General features: G+C 71.2%; 13 protein-coding genes. 3 read left to right on the top strand and 10 right to left on the bottom strand.

What is annotated here, in order from left to right; translation table 11 throughout:
- Positions 1-96: 96 nt before the first annotated feature.
- The 6 genes from JOE48_RS01460 to ileS form a co-directional block, all read right to left on the bottom strand.
- Complete coding sequence (locus tag JOE48_RS01460) at positions 97-1,047, bottom strand: ring-cleaving dioxygenase (RefSeq protein WP_210026261.1); 951 nt, start codon at positions 1,045-1,047, stop codon at positions 97-99.
- Positions 1,048-1,372: 325 nt separating this feature from the next.
- Entirely contained in the window at positions 1,373-2,668 is a 1,296-nt protein-coding gene (locus JOE48_RS01455; RefSeq protein WP_210026259.1) for a M16 family metallopeptidase, read from the bottom strand.
- A 107-nt stretch (positions 2,669-2,775) separates the two neighbouring features.
- The gene (locus tag JOE48_RS01450) at positions 2,776-4,185 is read right to left on the bottom strand and encodes a pitrilysin family protein (RefSeq protein ID WP_210026257.1); all 1,410 of its coding nucleotides are present in this window, start codon (positions 4,183-4,185) and stop codon (positions 2,776-2,778) included.
- Positions 4,186-4,343: 158 nt separating this feature from the next.
- Positions 4,344-5,006 carry a hypothetical protein gene (locus tag JOE48_RS01445; RefSeq protein ID WP_210026255.1) on the bottom strand — a complete coding sequence of 221 codons (663 nt, stop codon included), beginning with the start codon at positions 5,004-5,006 and terminating at the stop codon, positions 4,344-4,346.
- Between the two features lie 160 nt (positions 5,007-5,166).
- Positions 5,167-5,682: a signal peptidase II gene (gene lspA / locus JOE48_RS01440; RefSeq protein WP_210026252.1), complete on the bottom strand. Its 516-nt coding sequence runs from the start codon at positions 5,680-5,682 to the stop codon at positions 5,167-5,169.
- A 268-nt stretch (positions 5,683-5,950) separates the two neighbouring features.
- Complete coding sequence (gene ileS / locus JOE48_RS01435; RefSeq protein ID WP_210026244.1) at positions 5,951-8,917, bottom strand: isoleucine--tRNA ligase; 2,967 nt, start codon at positions 8,915-8,917, stop codon at positions 5,951-5,953.
- A gap of 334 nt (positions 8,918-9,251) precedes the next feature.
- Between ileS and JOE48_RS01430 the strand changes: the two genes are divergently transcribed.
- Entirely contained in the window at positions 9,252-9,521 is a 270-nt protein-coding gene (locus tag JOE48_RS01430; protein ID WP_210026242.1) for a hypothetical protein, read from the top strand.
- 19 nt (positions 9,522-9,540) lie between these two features.
- Here JOE48_RS01430 and JOE48_RS01425 read toward each other — a convergent pair whose 3' ends face one another.
- The 4 genes from JOE48_RS01425 to JOE48_RS01410 form a co-directional block, all read right to left on the bottom strand.
- Positions 9,541-10,494, bottom strand: coding sequence for a DMT family transporter (locus JOE48_RS01425; RefSeq protein ID WP_210026239.1), 954 nt, complete (start codon positions 10,492-10,494; stop codon positions 9,541-9,543).
- A 112-nt stretch (positions 10,495-10,606) separates the two neighbouring features.
- Positions 10,607-10,975 (bottom strand): hypothetical protein, encoded by a 369-nt coding sequence (locus tag JOE48_RS01420; RefSeq protein WP_210026237.1) that lies wholly within the window; start codon positions 10,973-10,975, stop codon positions 10,607-10,609.
- Positions 10,976-11,417: 442 nt separating this feature from the next.
- Positions 11,418-12,260 carry a DUF1932 domain-containing protein gene (locus tag JOE48_RS01415; protein ID WP_210026235.1) on the bottom strand — a complete coding sequence of 281 codons (843 nt, stop codon included), beginning with the start codon at positions 12,258-12,260 and terminating at the stop codon, positions 11,418-11,420.
- Between the two features lie 344 nt (positions 12,261-12,604).
- Positions 12,605-13,807, bottom strand: a complete 1,203-nt coding sequence (locus tag JOE48_RS01410; protein WP_210026226.1) for a pyridoxal phosphate-dependent aminotransferase — start codon at positions 13,805-13,807, stop codon at positions 12,605-12,607.
- A 202-nt stretch (positions 13,808-14,009) separates the two neighbouring features.
- On the opposite strand from JOE48_RS01410, the gene JOE48_RS01405 reads away from it, so the two are divergent.
- Both JOE48_RS01405 and JOE48_RS01400 read left to right on the top strand, forming a co-directional pair.
- Positions 14,010-15,032: an LLM class flavin-dependent oxidoreductase gene (locus tag JOE48_RS01405; protein WP_210026224.1), complete on the top strand. Its 1,023-nt coding sequence runs from the start codon at positions 14,010-14,012 to the stop codon at positions 15,030-15,032.
- A gap of 108 nt (positions 15,033-15,140) precedes the next feature.
- Positions 15,141-16,169, top strand: coding sequence for a fumarylacetoacetate hydrolase family protein (locus tag JOE48_RS01400; protein ID WP_210026221.1), 1,029 nt, complete (start codon positions 15,141-15,143; stop codon positions 16,167-16,169).
- Positions 16,170-16,228: the final 59 nt, after the last annotated feature.

Genomic DNA, 16,228 nt, shown 5'->3' with positions numbered 1-16,228 from the left:
GGAATCGTTCGAATATTTAGCGCCTTCGCGGGATGTCTGCAGCATCGCTGCCGACATGGGAGGGTTGTCGTCGATCCGCGGTCTCGTGCGGTGCGCTCAGTCGGGTTTGCCGGGTCGAAGCGGCTTCAACCCGGCCTCGATCTCGGCGCGACGGGGCTCCAGGAAGGGCGGCAGCGCGAGGCGCGCGCCCAGGGTCTCGAGTGGTTCGTCGGCGGTGAAGCCGGGCCCGTCGGTGGCGATCTCGAACAGGATGCCGTTGGGCTCGCGGAAGTAGAGGCTGCGGAAGTAGTAGCGATCCACCGGGCCGCTTGTGGGCACCCGAGCAGCTGTCAGCCTCTCGGCCCAGGCGCCGTAATCCGCATCCGGGATGCGGAAGGCGACGTGGTGGACTGCGCCCGCCCCCTGACCGGCCGGCGCGGAGCGGTCGGCCAGGAGCTGAACCTCCGCGGCCGGGCCGCCGGGACCCATGGCGTAGACCTCCACCGGGCCGTCGCTCGTCTCGAAGGCGCGATCGCGGCGCATGCCGAGGATCTGGGTCAGCACCGCCGCGGTGCGGGCCGGGTCCGGCACCGCGAGCCGGATCGGGCCGAGGCCGCGGATCTGGTAGGCGGCCGGCACCGGGGATCCGTCCCAGGGATGCTCCGGGCCGCTGCCCCCGTCATCGACGAGGGCGAGGCGCTGACCCTCCGGATCCTCGAAATCCAGGGTGAGGCGCCCATCGCGCAGGGCGGGCTCGGCCTCGACGATCCCGGCCTCGCGCAGGCGCGCGTGCCACCACGCCACAGCGCCCTCGCCGGGCACGCGCAGATGCGTGCGGGTGATGCTGTTCGAGCCGCGCCGCTCCCGGGGCGCGGGCCAGTCGAAGAAGGTGATGTCGGTACCCGGGCTCGCCAGCCCGTCCGCGTAGAACAGGTGGTAGGCCGAGACGTCGTCCTGGTTCACCGTCTTCTTCACGAGGCGCAGGCCGAGCGTCCCGGTGTAGAAGGCGACGTTCCCCGCCGCGTGGGCTGTCACCGCGGTCAGATGGTGGATGCCGGTCAGCTGCATGTCGGTCCGGGGGTTGACTCTGCTCGGCCTGAAGTGGGGATCACCGCCGGCGATGCGAGCAGCCCGCATTTCACAGGATGCCGGCGTCCCTCCCGAGGAAGGCCACGGCCAAGGTCGCGGGAGAAGGCTGCACCTCGAAGCGACAAGCCCGGCATTCCGGGACTGGACAGCAGGGCCCGGAATCCAGAACGCACCGGATGCCCAACAGGGCACCATCGGCGCCTCTCGATTCCGGGCTCGCCTGCGGCGCCCCGGAATGAGGGCGGGATGTCACCGGGCGATCAACATTCAGGCGCGGGGGGACCCGCGTTCCGAGCCCTGCCGCTCAGAGCCCGACCGGCCGGCCGGCGGCAACCACCAGCATCTTGCCGTCCGCGAAGGTGCGGGCGGCGGCGCGGCGGATATCCGCCTGGGTCACGGACGAGACCAGGGCGTTGCGCCGGGCGATGTAGTCCATGCCTAGCTCCTCGAAGGCGATCTGCACCAGCTGGTGGGCGATCTTGGTCGAGGTATCGAAGCCCAGCGCGTAGGAGCCGGTCAGGTAATCCTTGGCCTTCTGCAACTCGTCGTCGTCCGGCCCGTCGGTGATCAGCCGGCCGATCTCGTCGCCGATCACCGAGAGCGCCTCACCGACGCGCTCGTTCTTGGTGGCGGTATAGCCCCAGGTCATCGCGGCCGAGCGGTGGCTGACGAGCGAGGTTCCCACCGAGTAGGCGAGGCCGCGCTTCTCCCGCACCTCCTGGAACAAGCGGGACGTGAAGGCGCCGCCGCCGAGAATGTGGTTCAGCACGTAGGCCGGGATGAAGTCCGGGTCGCGCCAGGGCACGCCGGCCATGCCGAACCGGATCACCGACTGGGGCACGTCCAGGTCGACCACGACACGCTTCCCGAGATCGTGCACCTCCGTGCGCGGCACCGCCTTCAGCTCCCCGGCCTCCGGCAGGGCTCCGAAGGCCCGGTTCAGTCCCTCGGCGAGTTGCTCGGCCCCGATGGCGCCGACCGCCGCGACCTTCACCCGGCCGCGCCCGATGATCCGGGCATGCATCGCCAGGAGGTCGTCCCGGGTGATCGCCGCGACGCTCTCCACGGTCCCGGAGGACGGGCGGGCGTAAGGGTGGCCGACGAACGCCTCCTTGAAGAAGCGGCGGGAGGCCAGCACGCCCGGGTCGTTCTGCTGGTAGCGCAGGCCGGCGATGATCTGGCCGCGCACGCGCTCGATCGCGTCCGGGTCGAGGCGGGGCTTGGCCAAGGCCAGGGCGAGGAGCCCGATCGCCTCGTCGGCGTGCTTGACCAGCATCTTCAGCGAGCCGCCGACCGCGTCCGGCCCGGCATGGAACGACAGCTCGATGGCCCGGGCGGCGAGCCGCTCCTGGAACAGGTCGGACGTGAAGTCGCCCGCGCCCTCGTCGAGAAGCCGCGCCAGCATCTGCGCGCAGCCGGACTTGCCGGCCGGATCCTGCGCGGCGCCGCCCTCGAAGGTGAAGGCCAGGGCGATCATCGGCACGACGGGGGATTCGACGTGCCACGCCTCGATGCCGGGGGCCGTCGTCACCGGCAGCGCGGTGGTCGGCGAGTTGGCGGCGGGGGCGGCGGTCTCGACCAGAGTTTCGGTCAAGCTCATGGAAACCTCGTGTCTACTTTCTCGGGCGACGGTGGAGCAGGCCAAGGCTCCCGTTCGGCATGTCCCGAACGCGGGCCCGGAACGGGCCCGCCGGGACGCGACCGGGGCTACTCGGCGGCCATCGCGACCGGGGCGTCGGAATCCTGGGCCTTCGTCAGGTAGCCGGTGACCGAGCGGGCCGGCGTCAGCCAGTGCTCGGCGGCGCTCTTGAGGCGGTCCTGCGTCACCGCCTCGATGTCGAACGGCCAGCGGCGGACCTCTTCGATCGTCTCGCCGATCGCCAGCGCCGAGCCGTAGATGCGGGCGAGCGACGACTGGCTGTCGGACGAGTAGACGGTCTCGGCGACCAAGCGGGTCTTGGCGCGCTCGATCGCCTCGGCATCCAGGGCCTCCGAAGGCGCGCGGCGCAGCACCTTGTCGACGGCCTCCTCCAGCTTCTCCAGCGGCACGCCCTCGGCGGGCACCGCGTAGACGGAGAAGCGCGTGTCATCGATCGCCGAGCCCATGTACCAGGCGCCGGCATTCACCGCGAGGCCGGTCTCCATGACCAGCTTCCGGTAGAGGTAGGAGGTGGAGCCGCCGCCCAGGATCTCGGCGAGCAGTTCGAGGTCGTGGCAGCCGCCATCGCGGGCGGTGATGCAGGAGGGGGTCAGGTAGAGCCGCTGCAGGGTCGGCTGCTCGACCTTCGGGTCGGCGACGGCGACGCGGCGGAGGGCCTTCGGCTCCGGCTCCCGCGCCCGCAGGCGCTCGGGCCGGGCGCCCTGGGGCGCGACGCGGCCATAGGTGTTCTCGGCAAGCCGCCGGACCTCGTCGGGCGTGACGTCGCCGGCCACCACTAGGATGGCGTTCTCCGGCGTGTAGAAGCGCTTGTAATAGGCCAGCGCGTGCTCGCGGTTCAGGCCCTCGATCTCGTGCATCCAGCCGATGATCGGGATCCCGTAGGGATGGTGCACGAACAGGGAGGCGGCCATCGCCTCCGAGAGCTGGGCTGACGGGTCGGTCTCGACCCGCATGCGGCGTTCCTCCAGCACGACGTCGCGCTCCGGCGCCACGACGGCGTCGTCGAGGACGAGACCGCTCATGCGATCAGCCTCGAATTCCATCATGGTGCCGAGGTGATCCCGGGCGACCCGCTGGAAATAGGCCGTGTAGTCGTAGCTGGTGAAGGCGTTCTCCTGGCCGCCGAGGCCCGACACCGCCTTCGAGAAGGCGCCCACCGGGTGATTCTCGGTCCCCTTGAACATCAGGTGCTCGAGGAAGTGGGCGATGCCCGACTGGCCGAGCGGATCATCGGCCGAGCCGTTGCGGTACCAGATCATGTGGGTGGCGACGGGGGCCCGGTGATCGGGGACGACAACGACGTCGAGGCCGTTGTCGAGGGTGAAGGCCGTTACTTCCGGGCCACCCGCCTCGGACCGCCCGAACGGCGCGGCCTCGCCCCGGCCGGCGCTGGCGCCGAAGGCCGAGCCCGGACGCAGCGGGAAGAGGGGGGGCGTCGCCGTCCTGAACAGGTGCATTCCGCTTTCCTTCTGCCGGCCCCGGACTCGGCGTCTCACGTCGGGACGCGCGCGCGAATCGGGACCGTCCTGATCTCCGGTCGGCAAGCGCCGTGCCGGGTCGAACGTCACATGTTGCCACGCCGAGTCGCCGTTGCAACGGCGACACAGCGACTCCGCTACTGCTGCGCCCGCTGACGGAGGTAGGCTCCGGGATCGGACTCCTCCTTCTCGCGGCTGGCGTTGTTGATCGGGTCGTTCGACGGCGGGCGCGCCAGCTTCTTGGGCGATTGCCGATACCCGGTCGGCGGATCGGTGAGGATATCGCGGTTCGGCTCGACGTCCGAGGGCTCGGCGTTGGCACTCTTTCCCTTGAGCAGGTCGAAGGGGCTGAGCAGGCTGTCGTCGCGGTTGTTTTCGCCGGGCTTGCGCTCGGCCTCGGTGGTCACGCTCGCGCCGGCACGGCGGCCGCCCCGGATCTCGTCCACCGAGAGCGTGGCGTTGTTGTCGTCGTAGCGGCCCCGGACCTGGTTGCCCACGGGACGGCGGCGCTCTGCGGCGGCCCGCTCGCGCTCGACGATCTCGGGATCCTTCGGCCACGCGGTGCTGGTGGAGCGGGCGCGCGGCTGAGGCAGGGCCTTGCCGTCGAGCTTGGGCGGCATCACCAGCGGCGGGCGCTCGTGATAGTCGATCGGATCCTGGCGCTTCTCCAGGAGACCGATGCCCGACAGCGCGTCGCGCATGAACTCGCCGCGCTCCTGCGCGTGCGCGCCGCTTACGGCGAGCGGAGCCAGGACGACCACGGCGGGAAGGAGGAGACGAAGCCTGCGATGCCCGGTCATGCTGCCTCACGGAGTCCGGATCGGAATATCCGGTTCAGGGATCGCCGCGGCGCGGCCTGATCCGATGGTTCCGGCCTGAGGCCGGTTTCCGGCGATCGTATGGCGCCTTGGCCACGTCGCGCCAGGGCGGGGATGCTGCGGGACCTGTGTGTTGCGCGGATCACAGGCGCGGCGCCGGGTCGCCCTGCGGCTGAGGCCCCCGTTCCTTGCGGCTGTCGGGAGACAGGCTGTCGAGAATCAGGCCGATCACGCCCGCCACGATCGCCGCGTCGGCGACGTTGAACACGTACCAGGACCAGCCGCCGGCATGCAGGTGGACGAAATCGAGCACCGCCCCGTAGGTGGCGCGGTCGATGGCGTTGCCGAGCGCGCCTCCGATGATGAGCCCGAGGGCGACGGCGAGGAGCCGTGAGGAGGCCCGGCGCATCCAGATGCCGAGGCCGATTGCGGCGGCCAGCGACAGGGCCACGAGGAGCCAGCGGCCCAGCCCGCTCTCCTGCTGGAACAGGCCGTAGGAGACACCCCGGTTCCAGACCACCACGAAGTCGACGAACGGCGCCAGCCGCCAGGGCTGGGTGAGGACGAGGTCGGTGCCGAAATAGAGGCCGAGCTTGGAGGCCTGGTCGAGGAGGAGGGTGAGGAGGAGGGCCGTAAGGCCGGCGCGGAAGGGGGTCATGGGCAATGGACCCCGCGCGCGTCTCCCTCCCCCCTCTGCGGGGGCGGGTAGCCTGCGAAGCAGGGGGGGAGGGGGGGACGACGGGGCAGAACCAGGCTCCGCCCCGCGTGAAGGCCGCGCCCCTTCCGGAAACCGCGCTCCCCTCTCCCGGCCCTCGCTGACGCAAGGGCCACCCTCCCCGGCAGAGGGGAGAGGGAGGGTGCGTGCCATGTCCATCGTGAGAGAAGCAAAAGCCCGCAGGGGAAAGGGGGCAATGCCGCGGGTCTGATCACGCCGCGCTCGCCTCCGGGTGCGCCGCGTCCCACTCGCGCAGGGCCTGGGCGTCGCGGGGCGTCACGTCCGGGTAGTCCGGATCGCTGCCCACGCTCGGGCTGACCCGCCAGGAGCGCGCGCATTTGCGGCCCTCGGCCGGGCTCGGCACCACGGCGACGCCGCGCACCTCGTCGAGCCGGAAGGCCTCCGCCGGCCCCTCGCCCGCAACCACGGTGATGGCGGAGGTGATGCAGGTATCGGCGAAGTCGCAGCCTTCGAGCGCCGCGAGCAGCTCCGGATCCGCGACATAGACCGTCGGCGCCGCCTCCAGGCTCGCCCCGATGCGCTTGGCCGCGCGCTCGATCTCCAGGGCACCGGTGACCACCCGCCGGACCCGCCGGATTTTCTGCCAGCGCTCCGCGAGAACGTCGTCGAGCCAGCCCGCCGGAGTCTCCGGCAGGGTCTGGAGATGCACCGAACCGTCCGCGGACGGGTAGCGGTCGAGCCACGCCTCCTCGGCCGTGAAGGCGAGCACCGGGGCGAGCCAGACCGTCACCCGCCGGAAGGCCTCGTCGATCACCTGCAGGGCCGCCCGGCGGCGAACCGAGGAGATCGGATCGCAGTACAGCGCGTCCTTGCGCACGTCGAAGTAGAACGACGACAGGTCGCCGGTCATGAAGCCGTTGAGCAGCGCCACCACCCGCTTGGTGTCGAAGGTCGCGTAGGCCTCGCGGATCTCGCCGTCGAGCTCGGCCAGCCGGTGCAGGATCAGCCGCTCCAGCTCCGGCATGTCTTCGTACGCCACGTCGTCGCCCGGCACGCGATGCGCCAGGGAGCCGAGCATCCAGCGCAGGGAATTGCGCAGCTTGCGGTAGGTCTCCGCGAAGGTCTTGATGATCTCCGGGCCGATCCGCAGGTCGTCGGTGTAGTCGGAGGCCGCGACCCAGAGGCGCAGGATGTCGGCGCCCGAATCCTTGATGATGCTCTGCGGCGCGACGACGTTGCCCTTCGACTTCGACATCTTCAGGCCCTTGCCGTCGAGCACGAAGCCGTGGGTCAGGACGATGTCGTAGGGGGCCCGGCCGCGGGTGCCGGACGATTCGAGCAGCGAGGATTGGAACCAGCCGCGATGCTGGTCCGAGCCCTCAAGATACATCACCCGGTCCTGGCCGCCGTCGCGAACCCGCTTGACCTCGGCGAGCCCGGGAAAAGCCTCCGGATCGTCCAGCACGAAGGCGTGGGTCGAGCCCGAATCGAACCAGACGTCGAGGACGTCGGTGACCTTCTCGTAGGCGGCCGGGTCGTGGTCGGGCGCCAGGAAGCGCTCGGCGGCATCGTCGCGGAACCACGCGTCGGCGCCCTCTTTGGCGAAGGCGTCGCGGATGCGGGCGTTGACCCGCTCATCCTTCAGGATCTCGGCCGTCTCCCGGTGGACGAACACGGTGATCGGCACGCCCCAGGCGCGCTGGCGCGAGACCACCCAGTCCGGCCGGTTGCCGACCATGCCGGTGATGCGGTTCTTGCCCTGCGTGGGCACCCATTGGGTGTCGTCGATGCCCTGGAGGGCGACTTCGCGCAGGGAGCGGTTGCCGAGTGATTCCACCGGCCGGTCCATGGCGATGAACCATTGCGGGGTATTGCGGAAGATCACCGGCTTCTTCGAGCGCCAGGAATGCGGGTACTGGTGGCGCAGCACCCCGCGGGCGACGAGCGCCCCGGCCTCGGTCAGCGCCGCGATGACCGCCTTGTTGGCGTCGCCCTTCTCGCCCTTGGCGGTGAGCACGCGGGTGCCGGTGAAGCCCGGAGCGGCCTCCGTAAGCACGCTGTCGGCGTCGACCGTGTAGGGGATGGTCGGGTCGATGCCGCGCTCACGCAGCAGCCGGCCGCTCGCCATCCAGAGCTCGAAATCCTCGCGGCCGTGGCTCGGCGCCGTGTGGACGAAGCCGGTGCCGGACTCGTCGGTGACGTGGTCGCCGTCGAGCATCGGCACGGCGAAGCCGTAGCCGCGATCGGCCAGGGGATGTGCCAGGGTGAGGCCGGCGAGCGCCTCCGGGCACACGTCGCCGACGCGCTCGAACGCCGCGACCCGGGCGGCCTTGAACACGGTCGCGGCCAGACTGTCGGCGAGCAGGTAGGTCTGGCCGGGCACCGCCCAATTGTCGGCCGGCGCCTCGGTGACCCGGTACAGGCCGTAAGCGATCTTCTTGGAGTAGGCGACCGCGCGGTTACCCGGGATGGTCCAGGGGGTCGTCGTCCAGATCACCACCCGGGCTTCGGCGAGGTCGCCATCGGCGCCGGACCGGATCGGAAACGCACAGAAGATCGTGTCGCTGACGTGCTCCTCGTACTCGACCTCGGCTTCCGCGAGTGCGGTCTTCTCGACCACCGACCACATCACCGGCTTGGAGCCGCGATAGAGCTGGCCGCTCATCGAGAACTTCATCAGCTCGTCGGCGATCACGGCCTCGGCCGGGAACGCCATGGTGGCGTAGGGATGGTCCCAGTCGCCGGTGACGCCGAGGCGCTTGAACTCCTCGCGCTGCACGTCGAGCCACTGGGCCGCGAAGGTCCGGCATTCCTGCCGGAACTCGATCACCGGCACGTCGTCCTTGTTGCGGCCCTTGGCGCGGTACTGCTCCTCGATCTTCCATTCGATCGGCAGGCCGTGGCAGTCCCAGCCCGGGACGTAGTTGGCGTCGAAGCCGAGGGCGGTCTGCGAGCGGACCACCACGTCCTTCAGGATCTTGTTGAGCGCCGTGCCGATATGGATGTTGCCGTTGGCGTAGGGCGGGCCGTCGTGGAGCACGAATTTCGGCCGGTTCCGGCCGCGGGCGCGCAGCGTCCCGTAGAGGTCGATCTGCTTCCAGCGCGCGATGAGCAGCGGCTCCCGCACCGGCAGGCCGGCGCGCATCGGGAACTCGGTCTGCGGCAGGAACAGGGTCTTGGAATGGTCGCGGGCGGGCGCGGTCTCGGGGGCGGTCATCGGATCTCGCATCGGCGGTCGGGCCGGCGGCAGGCCGGCGGAATCGGGTCAGGCGGCAGGAAGATCCCGGACCTCCGCGCGGCCACGCCGAAGCGGGCCCTCAGGCGGAGGCCGGGCCGGTAATTCGAATCGGGCGGCCGAAGCCGCGCAGGGCGCGCGAAGCGTGCATGACGCGTTCTCTACCAGCCGCCCCGGCCCGAGGCCAGCGGCAGCCGGGATCACGCGCCCGTGACTGCGGATGGGACCAATCGGCGTCTGAACCGTTGACCGACACACCCTCCGCACCGCCACGGCGGCGCGGAGCCGACCCAGCCCAACATCCGGGAGTAGCCCTATGAAGAAGCTTCTGATCGCCACCCTCGCCCTCGCGCCCATCGCTTTCGCGGGGGCCGCGCAGGCCCAGGGCACGGCCCGGGGTGCCCAGCGCGGCGTCGAGGACGGTTCGGCCGCGGCCGGCCCGGTGGGCGGTGTCGTCGGCGGCGCGGTGGGCGCGGCCACCGGCACGGTCGGCGGCGTGCTCGGTACCGATCCGGATCCGGCCCGCCGTGCCCGCGAAGAGCGCCGTGAGGAGCGGATGGATCGCCAGGAGCGCCTGGGCCGCTGACCCTGTCGGGCCGGTCGCCTCAGGCGGCCGGCCGCGTCTCCCGGCGGATCGTCTCCTGCGCCAGGAGATACAGCCCTGAGCCGACCACGATCATGGCGCCCGCGACCGTCCAGCGGCTCGGCACGTCGCCGAACAGCAGGAAGCCCAGCGTCACCGACCAGAGCAGCTGCGTGTAGATGAACGGCGCCAGCACGTTGGCCGGGGCGCGGGCATGGGCCATCACCAGCAGCCAGTGGCCCAGCGTCCCGAACAGCGCGACCCCGAACAGCAGCGCCCAGTGGCTCAGGCTCGCCGGGCTCGTCCAGATCCACGGCAGGAGTGGGGCCATCAGCGCGAGCCCCGCGAGCCCCGTGTAGAACATGGTCGTGGCGGTCGAGTCGTAGGCCGCGAGCTTACGCGTGATGATCGCGTAGAAGGCGTAGACCACGACGTTGGCGACGCAGAGCAAAGCGGCCGGATGCATGCCGCCGACGCCCGGCCGCACGATCACCAGCACGCCGAGGAAGCCGACGCCGATCGCCGCCAGCCGCGCCCGCGACGACCATTCGCCGAGCAGCGGCCCGGCGAGCAGCGCCACGGTCAGCGGCGCGGCGAACTGGATCGAGATCGTCTCGGCGAGCTGCAGGTAGCGCAGGGCCAGGAAGTTCAGCGCCGTTGAGGCGAAGAGCAGCAGGGAGCGGACGATCTGCAGCGGCAGGCGCCGGCTTTTGACGACGCCCGGGGTGCGCACCGGGTTGATGAACAGCGAGATCATGGCGACGCTCGCCGCGTAGCGCATGAAGGTGGTGACCAGCGGGTCGACGCCGGCCCGCGCCAGGGTCTTGCCGCAGGCATCGAGGCTCGCGAAGAAGGCGACGGCCCCGCACATCAGGGCGATGCCGACGATCCGCCGGCGGCCGGCGAGGTCCGTTTCCGGAGCGGCACGCGCGGGGCCGCTGTCATCGGGGACGGAGGTCGCGACCTGCGTGCTCATGCCTGACCAATCTCGGTAGAGGCCGAACTCCTGCCACGTCCCGTGCCGCCGTGGTATCGGCCGCCGCGCAGGGGAACCATGCAGCCGGCACGGTCACCCGGCCAAGGCGAGCTCAACGCTTGGCGGTGGGTCGTTCCGCAGAGGCGGTCTTCTCCGCAGACGCGGTTTTCGTCGCCGTCTTGGCGAGCTTCGGCTTCGGCGGCGCCGCGCCGGCGATCAGCGCAGCCAAGTGCGACTGATCGAGCCCCGATGCGGTGCGGGCAGGCGCCACCGGAGCCGCCACGGGGAGCGGCGCGACCGCGGCCGTACGCTCGACACGGCGCGGCTCGATCGAGCCGGTCGTGACGGGTTCGGGAAGGCTGGCGGCAACCGGGATCGGCGCCGGGGACTCGCGCTGCACGCGCAGGGTCCAATGGGCGGCGGTGGAGAGCGCGGCGATGCCGAGGATCGCCTTGATGCCGCCGGTAAGCAGGGCTCGCATGGTCGTCAGGCCCGAGAGAACGCAGTTACGCGGAACCGGATCCCCGGCCCTGACGCATCATCGCGCGGGAGCGTGAACGAAGCCGCAACCGCCGCGCGGTGCGGCCTGTCCCGGAACGGGGCAGATCCGGATCGCCGAAGCGCCGCGACGGACCGATCCGCCTGCTTGTCGGGAAGCGGGATCTGTGTGGGCCCTGCGCCGAATCCGCGGTTCCTGTTCCCCGCGCTCCCGACACTCCTGCAGCGACTCGGCCCACTGAGCCTCACAGGAACGGCCCAGAGAACTGGTCCGGACCACCCCGTCACTGCCGACCCCGCCGCCATGCAGGCCCGAGCGGGCTCGCGAAACCTTCAGGCGCATCGGCCGCTGGGGACAGCCCGTGTAGAGGGTGACAGCCGAGCCGGCAACAGAGGCGGAACCGTTTCGGCGGGTCCTGCGGCGGTCAGCGCTCCGCCGCGGCCGCGGCGAAGCGTATCAGCGCGGCGATCTCGGCCGCGCCGGCCTCCGCGGCGAGGCGCCGGTAGAGGTCGGCATAGCCGGCGAAGACCTGCCGCCCGGCCGCGTCGAGCCCGAGGAACCCGGCGATCTCCTCCATCTCGGGCGCCCAGCGAGAGGCCTTCGGCGCCATGTCGGGCAGGCCCTTGGCGAAGCGGGCGAGAAGCGCCGGCTCGTTCTCGGCGAGTTCGGCGCGCAGTGCCTCCCCGGCGCCGGCGCGCTCGGCGGCGAGGATCATGAGCGCGGCCAGCGCCGTCAGGCCCTTGTTGAGGCCGGCATAGCTCATCTTCAGGCTGGAGGCGGCCCCGACGTCACCGGGGCAGACGCGCAGGTCGAGGCCGAGGTCGCGCAGGACCAGGGCCGGGCCCGTGTCCGGACCCGAGACGTAGACGCGCGGCCCCCGGCTGCCGGGCTTCGGCGGCAGGCCGAGGATCGCGCCGTCGAGGAACGGTGCGCCGGTGGGCGCGACGATCCCGGCGATGCGCCCGACCGTTTCCGGGCTGACGGCATTGGCGTCGATATAGACCGGCTTGCGCGGGGCCGCCGCCAGGGCGGGGGCGAGCCGACGGGCCAGCGCCTCTGCGTCGGCGGGGGGGACGATCGAGAGCAGGAGGTCGGCGGCGACGAGGTCGGCATCCGCAGCGTGGACCATGCCGGCGGCCGCGGCCCGGGCGCGGCTCTCAGGCCGGCGCCCGTCTAGGGAGGTCAGCACCCGGGCCCCGTGCCCGGCGAGCCGGGCCCCGACTGCGCTGCCCATGGCGCCGGGGGCGATCACCGCGATGGTGGCCATGGTGAGTCTCCCGCAGAGCGGATGGCGGCCCTATGGTCGTCGGAGGCTTGACCGAAGCCCAGGGTGGCGCACAACCGTGACCCAGACCAAGCTGAGGGAAGACGCACCGACAATCCCGAGTGTCAATCGCCGCCCGACACCGACACCGTCATTCCGGAGCGCCGCAGGCGAGCCCGGAATCCAGAACCGCGACACGTGCACAGCTTGGCGTCGTTGACGGACCTATCATTCGCAGCTGCAACCCGGTCTCGAAGCCGCAGCCAGAGGTTCTCGTGCCGTCTTGGTTTGTGGCTCCCCACCCGCGGTCGCCGGTGAGGATCGTCAAGCGCGACCGTCCAGGGCGCCTACCGCAGCGAGCCACAGAACCGCTGGATGCGCCGGCAGGCCTCCTCCAGCACCGCGTTGGACGTGGCGTAGGAGATGCGCAGGTTCGGGCCGAGCCCGAAGGCCGAGCCGTGGACCGCGGCCACGCCCTCGGCCTGGAGCAGCTCCATGACGAAGTCCTCGTCGGTCTCGATCGTCTTGCCGGCTTCCGTCTTCTTACCGATCAGCGCCGCGCAGGACGGGTAGACGTAGAATGCGCCCTCGGGCGTCGGGCAGGTCAACCCGTTGGTCTGGTTGAGCATCGACACGACGAGGTCGCGCCGGCCCTGGAAGGCCTCGCGGAACGTGGCCAGGTGATCCTGCGGCCCGTCGAGGGCGGCGACCGCGGCCCATTGCGCGATCGTGCTGGCACCGGAGGTCTGCTGGCCCTGGACGAAATCCATCGCCTTGATCAGCTTCTCCGGCCCGCCCGCGTAGCCGATGCGCCAGCCGGTCATGGCATAGCCCTTCGAGACGCCGTTCATGGTCAGCGTCCGCTCGAGGAGCTGCGGCTCGACCTGCGCCGGGGTGACGAACGCGAAATCGCCGTAGGTCAGGTGCTCGTAGATGTCGTCGGTCAGGATGTGCACGTCTGGATAGCGCAGCAGCACGTCGGTGAGCGCCTTCATCTCGGCGCGGGAATAGGCGGCGCCCGACGGGTTCGACGGCGAGTTGAGGACGATCCACTTGGTCTTCGGGGTCAGCACCCGGTCGAGCTCCTCGGGCCGGAGCTTGAAGCCGTGTTCCATGTCGGTGTCGGCGAAGACCGGGGTGCCGCCGCACAGCCCGACCATCTCCGGGTAGGACACCCAGTAGGGGCGGGGGATCACCACCTCGTCGCCGGGGTTCAGGGTGGCGAGGAACGCGTTGTAGAGCACCTGCTTGCCGCCGGTGCCCACGATGGTCTGCGAGACCTTGTAGTCGAGCCCGTTCTCGCGCTTGAACTTGCGCACGATCGCCTCGCGCAGGGGCACGATGCCGGAGACCGGCGGGTAGCGGGTCTCGTTCCGGTGGATCGCCGCGATGGCGGCCTGCTTGATGTGCTCGGGCGTGTCGAAGTCGGGCTCGCCCACCGACAGGCTGATGACGTCGACGCCTGAGGCCTTCAGGTCCCGGGCCTTCTGGGTCATCACGATGGTCGCGGACGGCTTCACCCGCGAGAGGACGTCGGCGAGGAGAGCCATGATCTGCGGTGCTCCGGATTGTCGAGGTCGGATGCCGCCTGTTTTGCGGCGCGGCGGACCCTAGGCCCGAGACGCTGAGCCGGCAAGGCGGCGGGGGGCACGAGGCCGGGTCGCGCGCCCGGCGCGCGGCGCATGTCTCGCCTGCTGTCTCGCCTGCGCGGCCGCTCTCGCTTTGCGGGATCATCGATACCAGATCCTGTCCATGACCCCGCTCTCCGTCCTCGACCTCTCCTTCGTCAGCGCCGATTCGACCCCGGCGCGGGCGCTGCACGACACCCTGGCGCTCGCCCGCCACGTCGACGGCCTCGGCTACCGGCGCTACTGGCTCGCCGAGCACCACGCCCTGCCCAACGTGGCGAGCCCGGCGCCCGAGATCATGATCGGCCAGATCGCCGCCGCGACCCGCAATCTCCGGGTCGGCTCGGGCGGGATCATGCTGCCGAACCACGCGCCGCTGATGGTGGCCGAGCGCTTCCGGGTGCTGGAGGCCCTGTTCCCCGGCCGGATCGACCTCGGCCTCGGCCGGGCGCCCGGCACGGACGGTCTCACCGCCCGGGCGCTCCGGCGCCGGGACGCGCCGGGGGAGGGCGGGGACGACTTCCTCGACCGGCTGCAGGAGCTGCTGTTCTGGGACGGCGGCTTCCCGGAGGGGCATCCGTTCGCGCGGATCGAGGCGAGCCCCGCGGGGGTGCCGCTGCCGCCGATCTTCCTGCTCGGCTCCTCCGACTACAGCGCCCGGCTCTCCGCCGAGATCGGCTGCGGCTTCGGCTTCGCGCAGCATTTCTCCGGCATGCCCGCCGAGGCTCCGATGCTGGACTACCGGAACCGGTTCCAGCCGACGCGCCTCGGCGCGAAGCCCCACGCGATCCTGGCGGTCGCGGCGATCTGCGCCGCCACGGACGCGGAGGCCGAGCGGCTGGCGTCCAGCGCGCGGCTCGCGACGCTGCGGCGGGAGCGGGGCGAGTACCGGCCGCTGCCGAGCCTCGCCGAGGCGCTGGCCTACCCGTATTCCGACGCCGAGCGGATGCAGATCGCGCGCGGCCGCGACCGCCTGCACGTGGGCGGCCCCGAGACCCTGCGGGCCCGGCTCGCCGAGATGGTCCAGCGCACGCAGGCCGACGAGCTGATGATCGTCTCGGCGCTCCCCGATCAGGCGGCGCGGCACGAATCCTACGCGCTGCTGGCGCGGGCCTGGGGGCTCGGCGCCGCCTCACAGGCGGCCTGAGCCGTCACCCGGCACCCGTCGCGGGCCCTGGCGGCGCCGCCGCCGGCCGTGCAGGCTCGCATTCGGATCAGGCCCGCGACCAGACGGGCCGACCGGAGGAGAGGCAGCATGGGCAACCGACGCGAATTCCTGACCGCCACGGCCGCGGGCCTCGCCGCCGCCGCGGCGCCGGCCCGGGCCGCCGAGGAGCGCACGGCGGCGCCGAAGACGACGCCGGCGGGGGCAGCACCCTTCGGCATGCCCCGGGACATGGTCCTCCTCAACATGCGCCGCGGCGACGGCTACGCCCTGGGCGTGAAGACGAAGGACGGCGTCCTCGACGTCGAAGCCGCCGGCCGGGCCCTCGGGATGCCGGTTCCAGCCGACATGGACGACCTCCTCCAGAACGGGCGCGGCCCGGCCCTGCGCGCCCTGATCGACGCGGTCGAGGCCGCCCCCGACGGGCGCTTCGTGCTGGCGGAATCCGGCATCGCCTACGCGCCGGTGGTCACGCGGCCCGAGAAGATCATCATGATGGGCTTCAACTATCGCCACCACGCGGAGGAGACCGGCACGCCGATCCCCAAGGATCCGCCGCTGTTCAACAAGTACAACAACACCCTGAACCACCACGGCGGCACGATCACTCTGCCGACCCAGGCCGCGCGGGAATTCGACTACGAGACCGAACTGGTGATGGTGTTCGGACGGGAATGCCGGAACGTGTCCGAGGCGGACGCCCTCGACTATCTCGCCGGCTACTGCACGGGCAACGATTTCAGCGCCCGGGACCTCCAGACGCTGACCTCGCAATTCATGATCGGCAAGACCTCGGACGGGTTCGCGCCGCTCGGCCCCTACCTGGTGACCGCCGACCGGGTGAAGGACCCGAACAACCTGAAGCTCAAGACGCTGGTCAACGGGCAGGTGCGCCAGGACTGGAGCACCAACGACATGATCTTCAACTGCCGCCAGCTGATCAGCTTCGCGTCCAAGGTGATGACGATCAAGCCGGGAGACATCTTCTACACGGGCACGCCGCAGGGGGTGATCTTCGGCGAGAAGACTCCGCGCAAGGACCGGGCGTGGCTGAAGCCCGGCGACGAGGTCGTGTCGGAGCTGGAAGGGCTCGGTGAGCTGCGCTTCAGGCTGGTCTGATCGCTTTTCGGGCCGACGCGGTCCGCTGCGTCTTCACGGGCCGGCGCGCGACCGGCCCC

Source organism: Methylobacterium sp. PvR107 (assembly GCF_017833295.1).
In the GTDB taxonomy this organism is placed as follows: domain Bacteria; phylum Pseudomonadota; class Alphaproteobacteria; order Rhizobiales; family Beijerinckiaceae; genus Methylobacterium.
The sequence above is the reverse complement of the archived record's forward strand: the minus strand, read 5'-3'. Positions and strand labels throughout refer to the sequence as shown.